Origin of the sequence: Flavobacterium urocaniciphilum, from assembly GCF_900110615.1 — a bacterium.
Classification (GTDB): domain Bacteria; phylum Bacteroidota; class Bacteroidia; order Flavobacteriales; family Flavobacteriaceae; genus Flavobacterium; species Flavobacterium urocaniciphilum.
On sequence record NZ_FOEI01000002.1, the window covers coordinates 1 to 19,697 of the forward strand.

Below are 19,697 nucleotides of genomic sequence, written 5' to 3' on the forward strand. Positions count from 1 at the left end.
ATTTCGTTTAAATGTTATTTAAAGAATGTTTATATTTGCTCAAAAAGTGACACATTTCAATTTACAAAGTGGCACATTTCAATTTTTCGATTATAGAAGAATTAGATTTTAAAATAAGTTACCGAGTATCTAAAGTATTACAAAACTTAGGTGAAATTACAGTTCGTTCTTCACTTACAGATTATACGTATGAAATTTCGGAAACATTATTAGAAAATCAATCTAAATTAATGTACCAAATTAAGTCGAATAAAAATTTGTTTTATACTTCGTCTCGTGGAGTAAATGAAACAAATATTGTAGTAAGTTCTGAAGTAAATTCTATCGTTGAAGAATGTATGAAAACGGAGAAATTATTAAGTAAAAACCAGAATTTATCTTCTATCACTGTAAAATTACCACATGAAAACGTTTCGGTTCCAGGTGTGTATTATTACATTTTCCAATCTTTAGCTTGGGAAGGAATTACAATTGATGAAGTTATTTCTACAAGTAATGAGTTTACAATTATCGTAAATGAAAATCAAATTGATGTTGCGTTTAGCGTAATTAAAGATTTAAAAAGAATAAGTTAATTTACTTATTGATAAGAAATAAAAAAGCTGAGATAATTCTCAGCTTTTTTTATGTTTAATTTATTCTGATTTTGGGTCCATAACCCAAGATTCCATAAATTTTGTAGTATAGTTTCCTGCCACATAATCTGGATGATCCATTAATTGTCTGTGGAATGGAATGGTTGTTTTAATTCCTTCGATATAGAATTCATCTAAAGCACGTTTCATTTTGCTAATTGCTTCTTCACGAGTTTGAGCAGTCGTAATTAATTTAGCAATCATAGAATCGTAATTAGGTGGTATAGTATATCCAGCGTAAACGTGAGTATCTAAACGTACTCCGTGACCTCCTGGTGAATGTAAAACAGTAATTTTACCTGGAGAAGGTCTGAAATCATTATAAGGATCTTCAGCGTTAATACGACATTCGATTGAATGTAATTGAGGGAAATAGTTTTTACCAGAAATTGGCACACCAGCAGCTACTAAAATTTGCTCACGAATTAAATCGTAATCAATAACTTGTTCTGTAATTGGGTGTTCTACTTGGATACGAGTATTCATTTCCATGAAGTAGAAATTTCTGTGTTTGTCTACTAAGAATTCAACTGTTCCAGCTCCTTCATATTTAATGAATTCAGCAGCTTTAACCGCAGCTTCACCCATTTTGTTTCTCAATTCATCTGTCATGAATGGAGATGGAGTTTCTTCTGTTAATTTTTGGTGACGACGTTGAACCGAACAATCTCTTTCAGAAAGGTGACATGCTTTACCAAAAGAATCTCCTACAACTTGAATTTCAATATGACGAGGTTCTTCAATTAGTTTTTCCATGTACATACCGTCATTTCCGAAAGCTGCAGCAGCTTCCTGACGAGCACTTTCCCAAGCTTTTTCTAATTCTTCTTCTTTCCAGATGGCGCGCATTCCTTTACCACCACCACCGGCAGTTGCTTTCATCATAACTGGATATCCAATTTCTTTAGCAACTTTTTTAGCTTGTTCGAAATCTTCTAAAATACCGTCTGAACCAGGTACACAAGGAACGCCAGCTTCTTTCATAGTCGCTTTTGCCGTTGCTTTGTCACCCATTTTTTCAATCATTTCAGGAGAAGCTCCAATGAATTTAATGTTGTGTTCTTGACAAATTTTAGAAAACTTAGCATTTTCAGATAAGAAACCATATCCTGGATGAATTGCGTCTGCATTAGTAATTTCTGCAGCAGCAATAATATTCGACATTTTTAGATATGATAAATTACTTGGTGCTGGACCGATACATACAGCTTCGTCAGCAAATTTTACGTGTAAACTTTCCGCATCAGCAGTAGAATAAACAGCAACCGTTTTGATTCCCATTTCTCTACAAGTTCTAATTACACGTAATGCAATTTCACCTCTATTGGCAATTAATATTTTTTTAAACATATTTTTATAATTAGATAATTAGACAATGTGTCAATTAGACTATTTATGAAGAAAGAAAACTTCTAACTTCTAACTTCTAACTTCTAACTTTTTTAAGATGGATCAACTAAAAATAATGGTTGGTCGAATTCAACTGGTGAAGAATCGTCCACTAAAACTTTTACGATTTTACCTGAAACTTCCGCTTCGATTTCGTTGAATAATTTCATTGCTTCTACAACGCAAACTACATCACCTTTGTTAATTGTACTACCTACTTCAACAAATGGAGATTTGTCTGGAGCTGGTTTTCTGTATAATGTTCCAATCATTGGAGATTTAATTGTGATGTATTTTGAAGTATCTTCAACTGGAGTTTCTGCTGCTGCTGGAGCTGCTGGAGCTGCTGCAACTGGTGCTGCTGCTACTGGAGCAACTGCTGCTGCCATTTGTGGTGCTTGTTGTACGTAAGTAATGTCTGGAGTATTACCTTCTAATGTTGTTCTAATAGTGATTTTTACGTCACCAGTTTCTAATTTAACTTCTGCTACACCAGAATTAGAAACAAATTTGATTAGGTTTTGAATTTCTTTTAAATCCATAATTAAGTTGTTTTAGTTATAGTTTGTTATTTGTTGTAAGCCCATTTTAAATAGATAGCTCCCCATGTGAAGCCACCACCAAATGCAGCAAAAATTAAATTATCTCCTTTTTTAAGTTGATCTTCGAAATCACATAATAATAATGGTAACGTTGCAGATGTAGTATTTCCATATCTGTGAATGTTAATTAATACTTTTGATTCTTCAACTCCCATTCTATTAGCCGTTGCGTCGATGATTCTTTTGTTTGCTTGATGTGCTACTAACCAGTTTACGTCATCATGAGTCAAATTGTTGCGCTCCATGATTTTTTCACTTACATCAGCCATACCAGAAACAGCATATTTAAAAACAGTTTTTCCATCTTGGAATACAAAATGTTGTTTGTTTTTAACCGTTTCTTCTGAAGCAGGTAAAATAGAACCACCTGCATCAATTTTTAAGAATTCTCTACCAATTCCATCTGATTTTAAAATTTCATCTTGAAGTCCTAAACCGTCAGTATTTGGCTCAAATAAAACAGCGCCAGCACCATCACCAAAAATGATACATGTAGCGCGGTCAGTATAATCAATAATAGAAGACATTTTATCAGCTCCTATTAATAAAACTTTTTTATATTTTCCTGATTGAATATAAGCTGAAGCAGTAGACATTCCAAATAAGAAACTTGAACAAGCAGCTTGTAAATCGTAAGCAAATGCATTGGTAGCTCCAATTTGCGTAGCTACATATACACCAGTTGAGGCTACAGGCATATCTGGAGTAGCGGTTGCCATGATAATTAAGTCGATTTCTTTTGGGTTTAAGTTGGCTTTTTCAAGTAGGTTTTGAGCGGCTTTAATGGCCATAAAAGAAGTGCCTTGACCTTCTTCTTTTAAAAGTCTTCTCTCTTTTATACCTGTTCTAGAAGTGATCCATTCGTCATTAGTATCTACTAAAGTTTCAAGAACTTGATTAGATAGTACGAAATCAGGTACATACGAGCCTATTGCGGTTATTGCGGCAGTAATTTTATTCATAAATAAATAATTTTCTTTGCAAAATTAAATGCGTAAAGAGGCGAAAATTACGAAAAAAAACGCAATTCTCTAAAATACATTCTATAATTTTATCGTGTAATAAAAAAAAAACTCTCACACTGTGAGAGTTTCTCATTTATTTTGATGTAATTATGCTACAGCTTCAGTTTTGTCAATTACTACTTGACCTCTGTAATACATTTTACCTTCATGCCAGTAAGCTCTGTGGTATAAGTGAGCCTCACCAGTTACTACGCATGTTGCAATTTGTTGTGCAGATGCTTTGTAGTGTGTTCTTCTTTTGTCTCTTCTAGTCGATGACTGTCTACGTTTAGGATGTGCCATTTTACTTTATTTTTTATCCGTTAATAGTTTCTTTAAACCTTCCCATCTTGGGTCGATTTCTTCAGTTTCTTTTTCTTTGGTTTCAGCAGGAGAAAATTTCTCTAAATTTTTTAATGCTTCTGTTTGTAACGTTCCGTCTTTTACGCCAGGATGAATCCTTTTTGATGGAATGGACAACACAATCATTTCATAAATATATTGAGAAACATCAACTTGAAATTCTTCATGTGGCAAGATGATAAATTCATCATTGTCGTCATTAAATTCTTCTCCAAATCTAACTATCAATTTCATTTTTCCCTTTACAGGTAAATCAAAATCTTCATTTGTTAAATCGCAAGGAACATTTACAGTTCCTTTGTGTGAGAAATTAATCTCAAGCATGTTGCTTTTTTTCTCTAGTATCGCTATCACTTTGAGGTCAGAATTGTTAAATTCGTCGTATTCAAAATGAGTAAAGAACGTATTATCTACTTGAAACTCAAACTGGTGTTTACCTAATTTTAAGCCAGAAAACTGGATTAAAAACTCTTTTAAATTGTTCATAACATCAGTTTACCCCTTTTTATAAGGGTGTGCAAAGATACAAAAATATTGTAAAAACAATAATTTTATTTACTTTTTTTTAGTTTAAACTTTAGCAGTCGATTTTTTTAAGGGATTGCTTGTAAGTTCTTTATATTCAATTCTATTTTTGAAAATGTCAATTGCGCTGTATACTGCTTCTCGGAAAGATCCATTATCTGCTATGTTTTTTCCAGCAATATCGAATCCAGTTCCATGATCTGGAGAAGTTCTTACTTTGTTTAAACCTGCTGTATAATTTACTCCTTCACCAAATGATAACGTTTTAAAAGGAATTAATCCTTGATCGTGATACATGGCAACTACCGCATCGAAATTTTTATATTGATTAGAACCAAAAAAGCTGTCTGCTGAAAACGGTCCGAAAACTTGAATGCCTTTTTTAAATAGAGTTTGTAAACTTGGTTTAACAATTTCATCGTCTTCTTTTCCAATAACTCCATTATCTCCACTGTGTGGATTCAATCCTAAAACAGCAATCTTTGGTTTGTTGATTTTGAAATCTTCAACTAAACTTTGATGAATAATAGAGATTTTCTTTTCAATTAATTCAGCAGTAATATATTTGTGAAGTTCGTTTATTGCAACATGATCCGTAATTAATCCAACTTTTATGTCTTCATGAATCATAAACATTAAAGCGTCGCCATCTAATTGTTCGTTTAAATAATCGGTATGACCTGCAAATTTATATTCTTCAGTTTGAATATTATACTTGTTAATAGGAGCAGTAACTAAAACATCAATTTGATTTTCTTTTAAGGCTTTAGTTGCAGCTTGAAATGATTTTAAAGCATATTTTCCAATAGTATCGTCTAATTTTCCAATTTCTAAATTAACGCCTTCACGCCAAGTGTTTAAAACATTGATCTTGCCAGGAACTATTTGTTCTATTTTGTCAATACCTTGAATATTTGCAGTTAGTTCGTATGTTTTTTTTAAAAAAGATACAATTTTAGCATTAGCAAAAATTACTGGAGTACATAATTCAAGCATTCGATTATCTTCAAATGTTTTCAATATCACTTCAGGCCCAATTCCGTTCATGTCTCCAATAGAAACTCCAACAATAATATTTTCAGAATGTTTTACCATTTTTATTTCTTAATTTTGATGCAAATTTATAAAAATAAACCGTCATATGTTTACAGGTATAGTAGAAACTCTTGGAATAATTTCAGATATTAAAAAAGATCAGGAAAATATACACTTAACAGTTCAAACAAATATTACTTCAGAATTAAAAATTGATCAGAGTGTTTCCCATAATGGAATTTGCTTAACTGTTGTGGAATTATTTGATGATAAACATGTGGTAACTGCCATTAAAGAAACTATAGACAAAACTACTTTGGGATTATGGCAAGTTGGTGAAAAAGTAAATATTGAAAGAGCCATGAAATTAGGTGATCGTTTAGACGGTCATATAGTACAAGGTCACGTAGATCAAACGGCTAATTGTACGAATATTGAAGAAAAAGAAGGGAGTTGGGAATTTACTTTTGAATACGATCCTACTTTAAATAATATTACTATTGAAAAAGGTTCCATTACTGTAAATGGAACAAGTTTAACGGTTGTGAATTCTAAAAAAAATAGTTTCAGCGTAGCTATTATCCCTTATACTTATGAGCATACTATTTTTCATACCTTTAAAATAGGCACGAAGGTTAATTTAGAATTTGATGTCGTGGGTAAATATATTGCTAGAATGTATGAATTAAATAAATAATTCTATTTCTTGATAATTTTTACAGTTTGTCTACCTGTGTTGTTGTGGAAATTGATAAAATAGTTTCCAGCTGCATAAGGGAAATCAAAAGTGTATTTTTTTACACCTATATTATATATATCGTCTTTAATTAAATGTTTAACTAATTTTCCTGTTTGATCATATACTTCAATGATAATGTGATCTTCTGCTAGAAAATTAATTTCAATATTTAATTTATCAACTAAAGGATTTGGAGAAACCTTAATGTCTAATGGCGTTCTGTCTTGTTCTGCAAAATCTGTATTTGATAAAAGATTACTCATTTTATATATTGTTCTTCCACTAGCATATGCTGTATTTCCAATAAAAAAGATTCGGTTTAAATTGCTTCCAACTCCAGTATTAGTCCAACTTACACCGCCGTTAGTTGTTTCGTAAAATCCTGTAGTATGACCACCCATCCATCCGTGATTTTCGTCTAAAAATCCAACTGCTTGAATGTCTATTTCTGGTGCATTTTGAAAAGTCCAACTCACACCTCCGTCAATACTTTTAGCTAATCTGCCTGGGTTTGGAGAAGCTGCTTCCACTGAGCCAAACATAACATTTTGATTTGAATTCAAAACTTGTAGTTTCCAAACATAATCGCCATTATTATTGGTGTTTAATATTTCTGTCCAGGTAATTCCTCCATCTGTAGTTTTTAAAATAACACCACCTGTTGTATTTCTTCCTGAGGCAAATCCAATAGATTCGGTTAAAAATTGTATTTCTACTAAAGCTGTTGCGTAAGCCGACATATTGATGTACTGCCAAGTGGCACCGCTATCAGTTGATTTTATGATAAAAGCAGGAGAAAAATAAGCGCCACATCCATATATTGTTGAAGTACCAACACAATCTATCCCACAAATAGCAACTGGATTTGGAGTGATGTTTGTGACTAGATTCCAAGTAGTTCCACCGTCTGTTGTTTTGTAAAATTTTTGATTTAAAGTACCTAAAAAGCCAATATTTTCATCTAGAAATTCGATATTTCTAAAATAAGTGCTGCCTAAAAGGCTTCCTGTTGTTTGTAGTGTCCAGTTTACACCCCCATCAGTAGTTTTAAATACCTTTGGATCGCCTCCGTTTGCGGCCCAACCTAAATTTTCATTTAGAAAATACACATCGTCAAATCGTTGGTTACTCGCAATTGAATTACTGGCAATTGAAGTTAATGGTTGCCATGTTTGAGAAAACATAAAATTTATAAAGAAAACCAGAAATAGTGCAATTTTTTTCTTCATGATACGTTTAGTATAAATAAAAAAAACCCCTAATTAGGAGTTTTCTTGTTATATCTTTTCTGTGAAATAAAATATCCAGTTATAAGTGCAATAAAAAATAACACTACTATACCACTATCAATAGGTAGACCAGGCGGTGGTTCCGGCGGTGGAGGTGGTGGATCTGCAGCAAACGCTTGAACAGAACTCAACACTAAGGTTAAAATAAAAAAGATTTGGGCAAATTTATTTTTCATCTTTTTTTGCGTTTATGTTATTTTTTACAATCTATTTTACGAAAATAGAAAATAAAATATTAAAAACAATTATTTTTTATATTTTTTTAAAAAAATGTGGTCCCACCTGGGCTCGAACCAGGGACCACCTGATTATGAGTCAGGTGCTCTAACCAACTGAGCTATAGGACCAGTTTTGAGTGTGCAATATTAGGGCTAATTTATTTTAGGTGCAAATTTTTTTTGAAACTATTTCAAAAGTTAACGTTAATTTGTTATAAATCAGTGTTTTCTTGGCATAATTCAATTAAAACACCGTTAGTGCTTTTTGGGTGTAAAAAGGCTACTAATTTATTATCTGCTCCTTTTTTCGGAGTTTCATTTAAAACCGTAAATCCTTCTTTTTTTAATCTTTCAATTTCTTCATGAATATTTTCTACATCAAAAGCTATATGGTGAATACCTTCTCCTTTTTTGTCTATAAACTTAGCAATCGGACTATCTTCATTAGTCGCTTCTAATAACTCAATTTTATTTGGGCCACACATAAAAAAGGAAGTTTTTACTCCTTCACTTTCTACTTCTTCAATTTTATAGGATGGTTGTCCGAATAGTTTAGCAAACAATTCATTTGATGATTCTAAATCTTTAACAGCAATACCAATATGTTCTATTTTTCTCATAAATACACTCATTTTAGCTTGCAAAAATAATCATTGAAATTTTTAATTCTGTATTTTTGAATGTAAAATTGTATTTTTGCAGCATGGAAACAAATAGACAAAAAAAAATAGGAGCGCTTTTACAAACGGATTTAGTTGATATATTGCAAGGAGAGGTAAGAAAAAACTCTATTTCAAACTTAATTATTTCTGTATCAAAAGTTAATGTAACTTCAGATTTATCAATTGCTAAAGTATATTTAAGTGTGTTCCCTTCTGAAAAAGGAGCTGAATTATTAGCTGCAATTAAAACGAATACACCACTTATTAAACACGATTTAGCTCAAAGAGTAAAATTACAATTAAGAAGAGTGCCTAATTTGATTTTCTATATAGATGATAGTTTAGATTACATCGAAAAAATTGATAATGCTCTTTCTGGTAAAGAAAACCCAATTGAAAATCCAGAATTATTAGACAGAAGAAAAAAGTCGTAATTTGAATTTTCCTTTCTACATAGCTAAAAGATATGCCTTTAGTTTATCGAAAACGACTGCGATAAACATTATTACTGTTATTGCTTCTTTTGGAATTATTGTTGGTGCCGCAGCATTGTTTGTTGTACTTTCAGTTTTTAGTGGACTACGTGATTTTAGTTTAAGTTTTGCTAATGCAACTGATCCCGATTTACGAATTGAAGCAAATTCTGGTAAATCTTTTTTCATTTCTGAAAATCAAGAACAACAATTAAAAAATTCTAAACTTTTTACAAAATATAGTAAAGTTGTAGAAGAACGCGCTTTGTTTTTTTATAAGAATAAAGAACAAGTTGCCTATTTAAAAGGTGTGGATAATCAATATATCCAAGTTAATAATTTTAATAATTATTTATTTGCTGGTAATTGGTTAGAACCAAATTCCAATGAAGTTGTTGTAGGTTCTGGAATTTCTAGAAGATTGTCATTAGGACTTTTAGATTACAATAATGTTTTGGAAGTTTTTGTTCCTAAACCAGGTTCTGGAATGATTGAAAATCCAGATGATGCTTTTAATAAATCGCCTTTACTTACTTCTGGAATTTTTCAAGTAAGTGAAGATATAGACGACAAATATATCTTTTCTTCTATTGATTTGGCTCAAGGATTATTAAGTTATAAACCTAATCAAATCACTTTTGTAGAATTTAAATTGGCGCCTAATGTAATAGAGGAAGATGCCGTTGCGACGATCAATTCGATTTTTAAAAATCAGGTAAAAATTAAAAATAGAGCTCAGTTAAACGATGCTTTGTATAAAATGTTGAATACCGAAAATATCGTTGTGTATTTAATATTTACCTTAGTAATTATTATTGCATTATTTAATTTAATTGGTGCGATTATTATGATGATTATTGAGAAAAAAGGTAATTTAAAAACCTTATATAATCTTGGAGTAGAAATCAAACATCTGAAAAATATCTTTTTATTTCAAGGGAATATTATTTCAATTTCAGGAGGAATTGTTGGCTTGTTTATTGGAATTGTAATCGTTTATCTTCAACAACAATTTGAATTAATTATGATTACTCCTACGTTAGCCTATCCGGTTAGAATGGAAATAATTAATGTAATTATTGTGTTTGCAACTATTGTAATTTTAGGTTTTATTGCTTCTAAAATTGCTAGCAGCACAGTGTCTAAAAAATTATTAGAATGAGAAAAGTAATACTTATAATATTAGGTTTTGTTTTGTTTGGATGTAAATCTTCTCAACCAATATCAAAAATAAATCAAGAAGGTGAAATTAATTTGATTTTGAACGATTGGCACAAAGCTGCTGCAGAAGCTAATTTCAATAATTATTTTAATACGATGGCTGATGATGCGATTTTTATCGGAACCGATGCGACAGAAAATTGGAACAAACAAGAATTTATAAAATTTGCAAAACCTTATTTTGATAGAGGTAAAGCATGGAGTTTTACTTCTTTAGAACGAAATGTTTATATTTCTTCTGATATGAAAATGGCTTGGTTTGATGAATTACTAAATACTCAAATGAAAATTTGTCGCGGAAGTGGCGTTTTAATTATGGATGAAAATGGTAATTGGAAAATTAAACATTATGTGTTGTCCATGACGGTACCAAATGATAATGTAGATGAAGTCGTAAAAATAAAATCTTTATTGGAAGATAAAGAAATAGAAAAACTAAAAAATTAATACTTTAAAATCCCTTTTCGGGATTTTTTTTTGCTCTATTAAAACCAAACTTTATTTTTTCTCGTATATGATTCTAAACTAATACTGATGAATTATGAGAATAAATAAAAAAATCAAAATTTTCCTTTTAAGTATATTGGGAATTTTCGTGTTGCTGTTTGCGATATTAGTATATCATATTGCCAATGCAAGACCTATTGAAAACGCTACCATCCAAATTAGTCGAATTGATTTTGACAAACCTTTTGATTCATTAAGTACTATTCTTATAAAAGAACAACTTCATTCTATAAAAGGAGTTAAAAGCGACATCATTGTAAAAAATAATGTTGTGGTTTATTTTCATGATAATCAAATTGTTAATTCTAAAAAAGTATATACTGAATTAATGAATAAAGGTGATTATAACGCCAAACGTTTTATTTTACCTGCAAGTCTTGCTAATAATCAAGTTTGTCCTGTAATGAAAAAGGATGGGTTTAAATATAAGTTTTCCAAATTCATACAATCAATTTTTTAATTAACCAATAAATATTAATATTATGACAAAGTTTTCGAAATTTACATTAGGACTAATGCTATTAGGAACATCAATCTTTTTTTCATGTAATGATGATGATCCTGTAGTTGCAGAAAAACCTTCAATTTATGCAAGATTAGGAGGGACAACAATGGTTGCTGATCCAGATAATCCTGGGCAAATGATTGAACAAGGAAGATTAAGCTATAGAAAAGTAGTTAATAGTACTGTCGGTTTAATTGTTGCAGATGTGCAAAGTAATGCATCGGGTAATTTAGGGGCTCATTTCGCGCCGGTATTAGCTGAAGTTGGTGCAGGAAACACTACTAATTTGGCTATTTTAGTAGATAATCTAACAGATTTTTTCTCGTTTAATACAGGTGGAACTAATCCTGTAAATACCTATTCAGGTTTAAACATGGTAGATGCTCACAATCCAGCTACAAATCCAAGAATGGGAGTTAAAGCTACAAATGCTAATTACGATAAATTTGTAGGTTATGTTGGTGCTGCAGCTATAGAAAATGGCGTGCCTGCCAATTCAGAATTATTTAATGATGTTGTTGCCGTATTAGAATCGTTAAGAAGTCCAATTGTTCAACAATAATAAAAAAAGGCTGTCATTTCTGACAGCCTTTTTTTTATTTATAAATGGTTTCTTTTAAATTTTTAAACATATCAGTAGTCATGTTTTCAATATCAAAATCATTTTTCCAACCCCAATCTTGTCTTGCACAACTGTCGTCGATACTTGCTGGCCAACTGTCGGCAATTTTCTGACGGAAATCTGGTTCATAAGAAATGGTGAAATTTGGATAATGTTTAGTAATTTCTTCTGCTAATTGTTTTGGTGTAAAACTCATCGCCGATAAATTATAAGAAGAACGAATTTTTATAGCATCCACATCTGCTTGCATAATTCCAATTGTAGCTTTTATGGCATCATCCATATACATCATTGGAAGTGCTGAATTTTCCGATAAGAAACTAGTAAATTTTCCTTCTGTAATGGCTTTGTGGTAAATGTCTACTGCATAATCTGTAGTTCCGCCACCTGGTTCAGTACTCCAACTAATTAAACCTGGATATCTTATACTTCTAATATCTACACCGTATTGTTTATGGTAATATTCCGCCCAACGCTCTCCAGTTTGTTTAGAAATTCCATAAACCGTACTTGGTTCCATAACAGTATATTGTGGGGTATTTTCTCTAGGAGTTGTTGGTCCGTAAACTGCTATACTTGAAGGCCAAAATATTTTTTTAATTTTTCCAAGCTTGGCTAAATTCAACACATGAAATAAAGAATTCATGTTCAAATCCCACGCAAAAGCTGGATTTTTTTCTGCAGTAGCCGATAATAAAGCGGCCATTAAATACACATCAGTAATTTGATATTTCTCTATAAGTTGTTCAATTTGATTATAATCTAAAGCATTTACAACTTCAAAAAGACCATTTTTAACAACATCGTTTTCTAATTTTCTGATGTCTGATGCAATTACATTTTCAACACCATAGGTTTCACGTAATTTTGCAGTTAATTCGGTGCCTATTTGTCCGCAAGCACCTATTATTAATATCTTGGTTTGCATAGTTAGTTTTTTTGTTTCACAAAGATAAAATAATGAGAATAATTTTAGCTTATTTATTTTGTTGTTTTTTCTGATTTGTGATATACTAAACATTTAACGCAATTTTCTAAATATTCTTGTAAACATTTGTAAATTTGCAATCCATAATAATATAAGATGCGCTTTTTCAAGATAATAGTAGTTTCAATTTTTAGTAGTATTTTGTTGTTTTCGTGTAAAGATGAAGATCAACAGAAGTTGCTGATTGAAAAAATGGAGAAAAAAAATAGAGAATCTTTTGAACAAATAAATAAAGCTTGGGATTTAAATATTCCACCTTCAAGTCCTGAAGTTTCTGCTGCACTTTCAAATTGGAAAGATTGGCAAAGTTTTGTTCAAGAAATTAAGCAAAAGCCAAAAACTTCAATTAGTGCTTTCAAATTAAAAGTCAAAAATTTAGTTTCAAAATCGGATAGTTTGCATTTAACGGTTCCAGGAAGATTCAATCAGCCTCAAGTTCGAAGTAGAATTGTAGCCTTGCAAACCAAAATTTTAGCGTTAGAAACTTATTTTTCTTTAGATGTAGTTCCGCATGAAAAAGCTAAAGATTTAATTGCAGCCATAAATAAAGAAATAAATGCTTTTTATATGCAATGTGAAGAAATTGTTGTAAAAAGTAAAATTCCAACTGAAATTGGTGAACCAGACATAATTCGTATAAAAGATACAACAAGAAATGCCAAAGCCGTTAATTTTGACGAGTTAGAGCAAAAAGAAATTTTAGAAAAAGATAAAAAATAGAAATAAAACCACTGAAATCATGCAGTGGTTTTTTAATTTTGTGTTCAAACTAAAACAAATTGAGTAAGTTAAATATCATTGAAAAATATCAGCAATTGCCAAAAATTAAGCAAATTGCTGAAACTTTTGCGTCAAGAAAAAAAGTAAATGTTACCGGATTAGTTGGTTCTTCATTGTCTTTTGTAGTTGATGCTTTGTTTAAAAAATCGGAATTGCCTTTTCTTTTATTATTTAATGACAAAGAAGAAGCAGCTTATTATTTAAATGATTTAGAACAACTAATCAATGATCAGGATGTATTGTTTTATCCAGCATCTTTTCGAAGACCTTATAGCGATGCTGAAGAAACCGATAACGCCAATGTTTTATTACGTGCTGAAGTTTTAAATCGAATCAATTCTCGCAAAAAACCTGCTATTGTGGTTTCGTATGCAGAAGCCATTTTCGAAAAAGTAGTTACGCGTAAAGAATTAGATAAAAATACGTTGAAAGTTCATGTGAACGATAAATTATCTATTGATTTTATCAATGAAACCTTATTTGAATATTTGTTCAAAAGAGTAGATTTCGTTACCGAACCAGGAGAATTTTCAGTTCGTGGTGGTATTATTGATGTGTTTTCTTTTTCAAATGATATTCCTTACAGAATTGAATTTTTTGGTGATGAAGTAGACAGTATTCGTACGTTTGATGTAGAAACGCAATTGTCTAAAGAAAAAGTCAATAAGATTACTATTATCCCAAATGTCGAAAATAAAACTTTACAAGAAGCTAGAGAAAATTTCCTTGATTATATAAGTGAGAAAACAGTTTTAGTCATTCAAAATACAGAATTGTTTGGATCACAATTAAACAGATTATTTACGAGAGCTAATGAAGCTTACGATAAATTATCAAAAGAGATAAAACGTTCGGCGCCTACAGAATTATTTGTTAGTGAAGAACAATTTTTAAAAAGAGCTTTAGATTTTTCAGTAGTTGAATTGGATAATAAACCGTTATTTAAGTCGGAATCAAAATTCGAATTTCATACCCAACCACAACCTTCTTTTAACAAACAATTCGATTTGTTGATGAATAATTTGCACGATAATCATTTTAACGGAATCAAAAATTATTTGTTTTCATCGAATGAAAATCAAGCGAAACGATTCCGAGAAATATTTCAAGATATTGAAGAAGATAGCGAGGAAAATATCAGAAAAAAATACGATAACGTTGTATTGCCTTTGTATTCCGGATTTGTAGATGAAGAACTTCAAATTGCTTGTTATACCGATCATCAAATTTTTGAACGATATCATAAATTTTCCATCAAAAATAATATTTCCAAAAAGCAATCGGTTACACTGAAGGAATTAACAGCGCTTTCAATTGGCGATTATGTGACGCACATAGATCACGGAATTGGGAAGTTTGGTGGATTGCAAAAAATTCAAGTAGAAGGCAAAACACAAGAAGCGATTAAATTAGTTTATGCTGATAATGATATTGTATATGTAAGTATTCATTCGCTTCATAAAATTTCAAAATACAATGGTAAAGATGGTGCAGCACCTAAAATTTATAAATTAGGTAGTGGCGCTTGGAAAGCTTTAAAACAGAAAACAAAAGCACGTGTTAAACATATTGCTTTCAATTTAATTCAGCTTTATGCAAAACGTAGATTGGATAAAGGTTATGCGTTCGGACCGGATACGTACATGCAAAAAGAGTTAGAAAGTTCTTTTATTTACGAAGATACACCCGATCAAATTACAGCAACTCATGATGTAAAAATGGATATGGAAAACGACCGCCCAATGGATCGTTTAGTATGTGGTGATGTTGGTTTTGGGAAAACGGAAGTGGCTATTCGTGCAGCATTTAAAGCGGTTGATAATGGAAAACAAGTCGCCGTTTTAGTGCCAACAACTATTTTAGCATACCAACATTATCGAACTTTTTCTGAACGTTTAAAAGATTTACCCGTTACGTTAAGTTATATGAATCGTTTTCGTACAGCGAAACAAAAAGCAGAAACGATTAAAGGCTTGGAAGAAGGGAAAATAGATATTGTTATCGGTACGCATCAATTGGTAAACAAGAATGTAAAATTCCGCGATTTAGGATTGTTAATTATTGATGAAGAGCAAAAATTTGGAGTAAACGTAAAGGATAAATTAAAAACCATTGCTACTAATGTGGATACTCTTACGTTAACCGCAACGCCAATTCCAAGAACCTTACAGTTTTCATTAATGGCGGCTCGAGATTTATCAGTAATTACAACGCCACCACCAAACCGTTATCCAATTGAAACTAATGTAATTCGTTTTAACGAAGAAACCATTCGTGATGCGATTTCTTATGAAATTGAGCGTGGCGGACAAGTGTTTTTTATCAATAATCGAATTGAAAATATCAAAGAAGTTGCGGGTATGATTCAACGTTTGGTGCCAAATGCTAAAGTCGGAATTGGTCACGGACAAATGGATGGTAAAAAGCTTGAAGAATTAATGTTGGCTTTTATTGAAGGTGAATTTGATGTGTTGGTAGCAACTACAATTATTGAAAGTGGGTTAGATGTACCTAATGCAAATACAATTTTTATCAATAATGCGAATAATTTCGGTTTATCCGATTTGCATCAAATGAGAGGAAGAGTAGGTAGAAGCAATAAAAAAGCGTTTTGTTATTTCATTACGCCGCCGTATTCAGCAATGACAGACGATGCACGCAAACGAATTCAAGCTTTAGAACAATTTTCAGAATTAGGAAGTGGATTCAATATTGCCATGAAGGATTTAGAAATTCGTGGCGCAGGTGATTTATTAGGTGGGGAACAAAGTGGATTTATCAATGAAATCGGATTTGATACGTATCAAAAAATCATGAATGAAGCTATTGAAGAATTGAAAGAAAATGAATTTGCCGATTTATATAAAGATGAAAACGATATCGAAACCAAAGAATTTGTAAAAGAATTTCAAATTGATACGGATTTTGAATTGTTGTTTCCAGATGAATATATTAATAATATTTCGGAACGATTAGCGTTATATAATGAGTTGGGTTCTGTTAAAAATACAGCCGACTTAGATGCATACGAACAACGATTAATTGACCGTTTCGGACCTTTACCAAAAGAAGCGATTTCGTTGTTAAATAGTGTTCGAATCAAATGGAAAGCGACTCAAATTGGATTAGAAAGAATTATCTTGAAACAACACAAAATGATAGGTTATTTCATTGGTGATCAGCAATCTAATTTTTACCAAAGTAACCGATTTATGAACGTCATGCGTTTTGCTCAAAGCAATGGTAATTTATGTAAAGTGAAAGAAAAAGAAACGAAAAATGGGTTGCGACTTTTAATCACTTTTGAAAATGTAAAAAGTATAAATAAAGCATTGGAATTAATCGAAATGATATAATCCTAAAAAAAGTTGCAATTATCTTTTTAAAAATACTTATTTTTACACGTTTGCATACTAAATAACCAAATTTATAGTTATTTATAAAAATTATTTACATTGAAAAATCTACAACTAAAATATATACTTTCTGTTGGTGTTTTGGCTATAATTTTAGCCTGTTCAACAAGAAAAGATTCAGCTATTAATCGCGGTTGGCATTCCATGAACACCAAATATAATGTTCATTATAATGGAGATCTAGCACTTCAAAAAGGAATTGATGAAGTTAAAGCAACTTATACCGACAATTTTTGGGATGTGCTACCTTTAGAAAGAATGCAAATTACAGAAGAAGAACAAAAACCTGGCGATACTAAAAATGCCAATTTTGAACGCGCTGAAACCAAAGCAACAAAAGCCATTCAAAAGCATTCCATGAATATTGGTGGTTATGAGAAAAATAACCAAATCGATGAATCGTACTTAATGTTAGGAAAAGCAAGGTATTATGATCATCGTTACTTACCTGCGATGGAAGCGTTTAATTATATTCTTTACAAATATCCAAATAGTAATAATGTGTATCAAGCACAAGTTTGGAGAGAAAAAGTAAACCTAAAATTAGAAAACGAACAATTGGCTATAAAAAATCTGACAAGAACTTTAAAAGGTCAGAAGAAAATTAAAAGTCAAGATTTAGCAGATATTCATGCGGTTTTAACTCAAGCTTACATTCAAACTAATGCAATAGACAGTGCGATTGCAACAATTAAAATTGCAAAATCTGAAACAAAATTAAAAGAAGAAAAAGCGCGTTATACGTTTATTTTAGGTCAATTGTATGAAAAATTAAACTATAAGGATAGTGCTTTTGTAGCTTTTCAAGAGGTGATTGATATGAAAAGAAAATCACCAAGAAGCTATACAATTTATTCACACTATAAGCAATTCTATCAGTTTGATTATGAAAAAGGTGATACGGTAGCATTTCATAAAAACTTAGATAAATTATTAGAAAATATTGAAAACAAAAGATTTAAAGATATTTTACATCATCAAAGAGCGGTTTTTTATGATAATAAAAAGAATGAGTCATTAGCTATTAAAAATTATAATAAATCAATTAAAGAATCTTCGGGAGATAGATATTTAATGGCTTCTAATTACAGAAACATTTCTACTATTTATTATAAGAAGCATGATTTTCATAACTCGAAAAAGTATTTAGATTCTACACTGTTACATTTAACAGAAAAAAATGCTGAATTTAAACCGTTAAAAAAGAAATTAGATATTTTAACGGATGTTGTTAAATATGAAGATATCATTAATCATGCAGATAGTGTAATTACTGTTTCAAGAATGTCGCCTTCAGATCAAATTAATTATTATAAAGATTACATCTTAAAATTAAAAAAGCAAGATTCTATTGCAGCTAAAAAAATGGCTGAAAAAGCTATTTTGCCAAATTCAAATCCAAAAGGAGCATTAAAAGGAAAAGAAGATTTTGGAAATATGGCGCCTCCAGGACCGGGTGGAGCAATGAATCCAATTCCTGATCCAACAAGTAAAAAAGAACAAATGGTCAACAAATTGGATAATCCTCCAGTTGTAAATCCAACTCCAAAATCTAGTTCTTCATCTTCTTATACTCAAAGTAATTTCTACTTTTATAATCCTACAACTGTAGCACAAGGAAAAATTACCTTTATTAAAAAATGGGGTGATAGAAAACTAGTAGATAACTGGAAATGGAATGCTTCATCCGGAAATAATTCTCAAGATAATCCAATTGAAGATGATACTATTGAAGATAATACAGTTGATATTAATGATTTGGAAAATGCGGGTGCTGAACCAAAATATACTACAGCTTTTTATATTGATCAATTGCCAAAGGATACAAAAATTCTAGATAGTTTAAATATAGAAGCAAATCATGCGCGTTTTCTGTTAGGTTCAATTTTTAAAGAAAAATTAAAAGAAAATAAATTAGCAATTAATACATATGAAGATATTCTAATCAATAAACCAGAACAAAAATTAGTTTTGCCAACGTATTATAATTTATACCAATTATATAGTTTGGAAAATTCAAGTAAGGCTTCTGAATTTAAACAAAAAATAGTATCTGAATATCCAGAAAGTAGATATGCTTCTGTTTTTAATAACACTACAGTAAATGCTGAAATAAATGCCGATTCCGAATTTAATGCCTTGTATTCGAAAATTGAAAAAGGTCAATATCGAGAAGCAAATTTAGAAATTGATGCTTTATTGAAAAAATATGATGGAGACGAATTGAACGCTAAATTTGATGTTTTAAAAGCGAAAATATCAGCACGATTATTTGGACTTACAGCGTATAAAGCAGCATTGCAAAAAATCGTTAAAAACTATCCTAAAAATATAGAAACAGAAAAAGTTGGAACAATTTTAGGAAGAGATATTCCAGTTTTAGAAGCGTTACAATTTGGAGCGGAATCTAAATCGTATAATTTAATTTTCGTTACGAATTACCCTAATGAAGCTTCTCATAAAAACTTAATTGATAAGTTAAATAAATATGCAAAAGAATCTGGCGATGTTAAAATTAAAGTTTCAAATGATATATATAATGTAGAAAAGAACATTATTGTATTACACGGAATTATTAATAAAGGTACAGCCGAATCGGTTGCAAGTTATTTGAAAGAACACAAAGATTATAAATTGAAAGATACGGCAATTGTAATTTCAAATGAAGATTATAAAGTGATTCAAGTAAAGAAAAACTTAGAAGAATATTTAACAAAACAGTAA

At 30.8% G+C, this 19,697-nt stretch carries 19 protein-coding genes, 1 tRNA gene and 1 pseudogene; 10 read left to right on the top strand and 11 right to left on the bottom strand.

Annotation, left to right across the window (positions count from 1 at the left end; genetic code table 11):
• Positions 1–89: 89 nt before the first annotated feature.
• Positions 90–575: pseudogene (locus tag BMY86_RS04165) on the top strand (aspartate kinase); the annotation flags it as partial.
• A gap of 60 nt (positions 576–635) precedes the next feature.
• Here the strand turns inward: BMY86_RS04165 and accC are convergent.
• The 6 genes from accC to pdxA all read right to left on the bottom strand — a co-directional run bounded on the left by accC (position 636) and on the right by pdxA (position 5,613).
• Complete coding sequence (gene accC, locus BMY86_RS04170) at positions 636–1,985, bottom strand: acetyl-CoA carboxylase biotin carboxylase subunit (protein ID WP_091465636.1); 1,350 nt, start codon at positions 1,983–1,985, stop codon at positions 636–638.
• Between the two features lie 92 nt (positions 1,986–2,077).
• On the bottom strand, positions 2,078–2,566 hold the full coding sequence (accB, locus tag BMY86_RS04175) for an acetyl-CoA carboxylase biotin carboxyl carrier protein (RefSeq protein WP_091465638.1): 489 nt from the start codon (positions 2,564–2,566) through the stop codon (positions 2,078–2,080).
• 26 nt (positions 2,567–2,592) lie between these two features.
• Positions 2,593–3,588, bottom strand: a complete 996-nt coding sequence (locus BMY86_RS04180; RefSeq protein ID WP_091465641.1) for a beta-ketoacyl-ACP synthase III — start codon at positions 3,586–3,588, stop codon at positions 2,593–2,595.
• Between the two features lie 150 nt (positions 3,589–3,738).
• Complete coding sequence (gene rpmF, locus BMY86_RS04185; protein ID WP_091465643.1) at positions 3,739–3,933, bottom strand: 50S ribosomal protein L32; 195 nt, start codon at positions 3,931–3,933, stop codon at positions 3,739–3,741.
• Between the two features lie 6 nt (positions 3,934–3,939).
• Positions 3,940–4,479, bottom strand: a complete 540-nt coding sequence (locus BMY86_RS04190) for a YceD family protein (RefSeq protein ID WP_091465645.1) — start codon at positions 4,477–4,479, stop codon at positions 3,940–3,942.
• Positions 4,480–4,563: 84 nt separating this feature from the next.
• Positions 4,564–5,613: a 4-hydroxythreonine-4-phosphate dehydrogenase PdxA gene (gene pdxA, locus BMY86_RS04195; RefSeq protein WP_091465647.1), complete on the bottom strand. Its 1,050-nt coding sequence runs from the start codon at positions 5,611–5,613 to the stop codon at positions 4,564–4,566.
• 46 nt (positions 5,614–5,659) lie between these two features.
• On the opposite strand from pdxA, the gene BMY86_RS04200 reads away from it, so the two are divergent.
• Positions 5,660–6,250, top strand: coding sequence for a riboflavin synthase (locus BMY86_RS04200; RefSeq protein WP_091465650.1), 591 nt, complete (start codon positions 5,660–5,662; stop codon positions 6,248–6,250).
• A gap of 2 nt (positions 6,251–6,252) precedes the next feature.
• On the opposite strand, the gene BMY86_RS04205 is transcribed toward BMY86_RS04200, so the two are convergent.
• The 4 genes from BMY86_RS04205 to mce form a co-directional block, all read right to left on the bottom strand.
• A complete protein-coding gene (locus BMY86_RS04205; protein ID WP_245745602.1) occupies positions 6,253–7,521 on the bottom strand; it encodes a T9SS type A sorting domain-containing protein in 1,269 nt (422 codons plus the stop codon).
• 29 nt (positions 7,522–7,550) lie between these two features.
• The gene (locus BMY86_RS04210) at positions 7,551–7,757 is read right to left on the bottom strand and encodes a hypothetical protein (protein ID WP_091465655.1); all 207 of its coding nucleotides are present in this window, start codon (positions 7,755–7,757) and stop codon (positions 7,551–7,553) included.
• 97 nt (positions 7,758–7,854) lie between these two features.
• Positions 7,855–7,928, bottom strand: a tRNA-Ile gene (locus BMY86_RS04215).
• Positions 7,929–8,011: 83 nt separating this feature from the next.
• Positions 8,012–8,419: a methylmalonyl-CoA epimerase gene (mce, locus tag BMY86_RS04220; protein WP_091465658.1), complete on the bottom strand. Its 408-nt coding sequence runs from the start codon at positions 8,417–8,419 to the stop codon at positions 8,012–8,014.
• An 83-nt stretch (positions 8,420–8,502) separates the two neighbouring features.
• On the opposite strand from mce, the gene rbfA reads away from it, so the two are divergent.
• The 5 genes from rbfA to BMY86_RS04245 all read left to right on the top strand — a co-directional run bounded on the left by rbfA (position 8,503) and on the right by BMY86_RS04245 (position 11,729).
• Positions 8,503–8,895, top strand: coding sequence for a 30S ribosome-binding factor RbfA (gene rbfA, locus BMY86_RS04225; RefSeq protein ID WP_091465660.1), 393 nt, complete (start codon positions 8,503–8,505; stop codon positions 8,893–8,895).
• Between the two features lies 1 nt (position 8,896).
• Positions 8,897–10,096, top strand: a complete 1,200-nt coding sequence (locus BMY86_RS04230) for an ABC transporter permease (RefSeq protein WP_091465663.1) — start codon at positions 8,897–8,899, stop codon at positions 10,094–10,096.
• The gene (locus tag BMY86_RS04235; protein WP_091465666.1) at positions 10,093–10,602 is read left to right on the top strand and encodes a nuclear transport factor 2 family protein; all 510 of its coding nucleotides are present in this window, start codon (positions 10,093–10,095) and stop codon (positions 10,600–10,602) included. The genes BMY86_RS04230 and BMY86_RS04235 overlap by 4 nt, the downstream gene beginning before the upstream one ends.
• A gap of 94 nt (positions 10,603–10,696) precedes the next feature.
• Positions 10,697–11,122, top strand: coding sequence for a hypothetical protein (locus BMY86_RS04240; protein ID WP_091465669.1), 426 nt, complete (start codon positions 10,697–10,699; stop codon positions 11,120–11,122).
• Between the two features lie 22 nt (positions 11,123–11,144).
• Positions 11,145–11,729: a globin family protein gene (locus BMY86_RS04245; protein WP_091465672.1), complete on the top strand. Its 585-nt coding sequence runs from the start codon at positions 11,145–11,147 to the stop codon at positions 11,727–11,729.
• A 34-nt stretch (positions 11,730–11,763) separates the two neighbouring features.
• Here BMY86_RS04245 and BMY86_RS04250 read toward each other — a convergent pair whose 3' ends face one another.
• A complete protein-coding gene (locus tag BMY86_RS04250; protein ID WP_091465675.1) occupies positions 11,764–12,717 on the bottom strand; it encodes an NAD-dependent epimerase/dehydratase family protein in 954 nt (317 codons plus the stop codon).
• A gap of 252 nt (positions 12,718–12,969) precedes the next feature.
• On the opposite strand from BMY86_RS04250, the gene BMY86_RS04255 reads away from it, so the two are divergent.
• The 3 genes from BMY86_RS04255 to porW all read left to right on the top strand — a co-directional run bounded on the left by BMY86_RS04255 (position 12,970) and on the right by porW (position 19,697).
• Positions 12,970–13,497, top strand: coding sequence for a hypothetical protein (locus BMY86_RS04255; protein ID WP_143065593.1), 528 nt, complete (start codon positions 12,970–12,972; stop codon positions 13,495–13,497).
• A gap of 95 nt (positions 13,498–13,592) precedes the next feature.
• Complete coding sequence (gene mfd, locus BMY86_RS04260; RefSeq protein WP_394332559.1) at positions 13,593–16,913, top strand: transcription-repair coupling factor; 3,321 nt, start codon at positions 13,593–13,595, stop codon at positions 16,911–16,913.
• Positions 16,914–17,012: 99 nt separating this feature from the next.
• A complete protein-coding gene (porW, locus tag BMY86_RS04265) occupies positions 17,013–19,697 on the top strand; it encodes a type IX secretion system periplasmic lipoprotein PorW/SprE (protein WP_091465683.1) in 2,685 nt (894 codons plus the stop codon).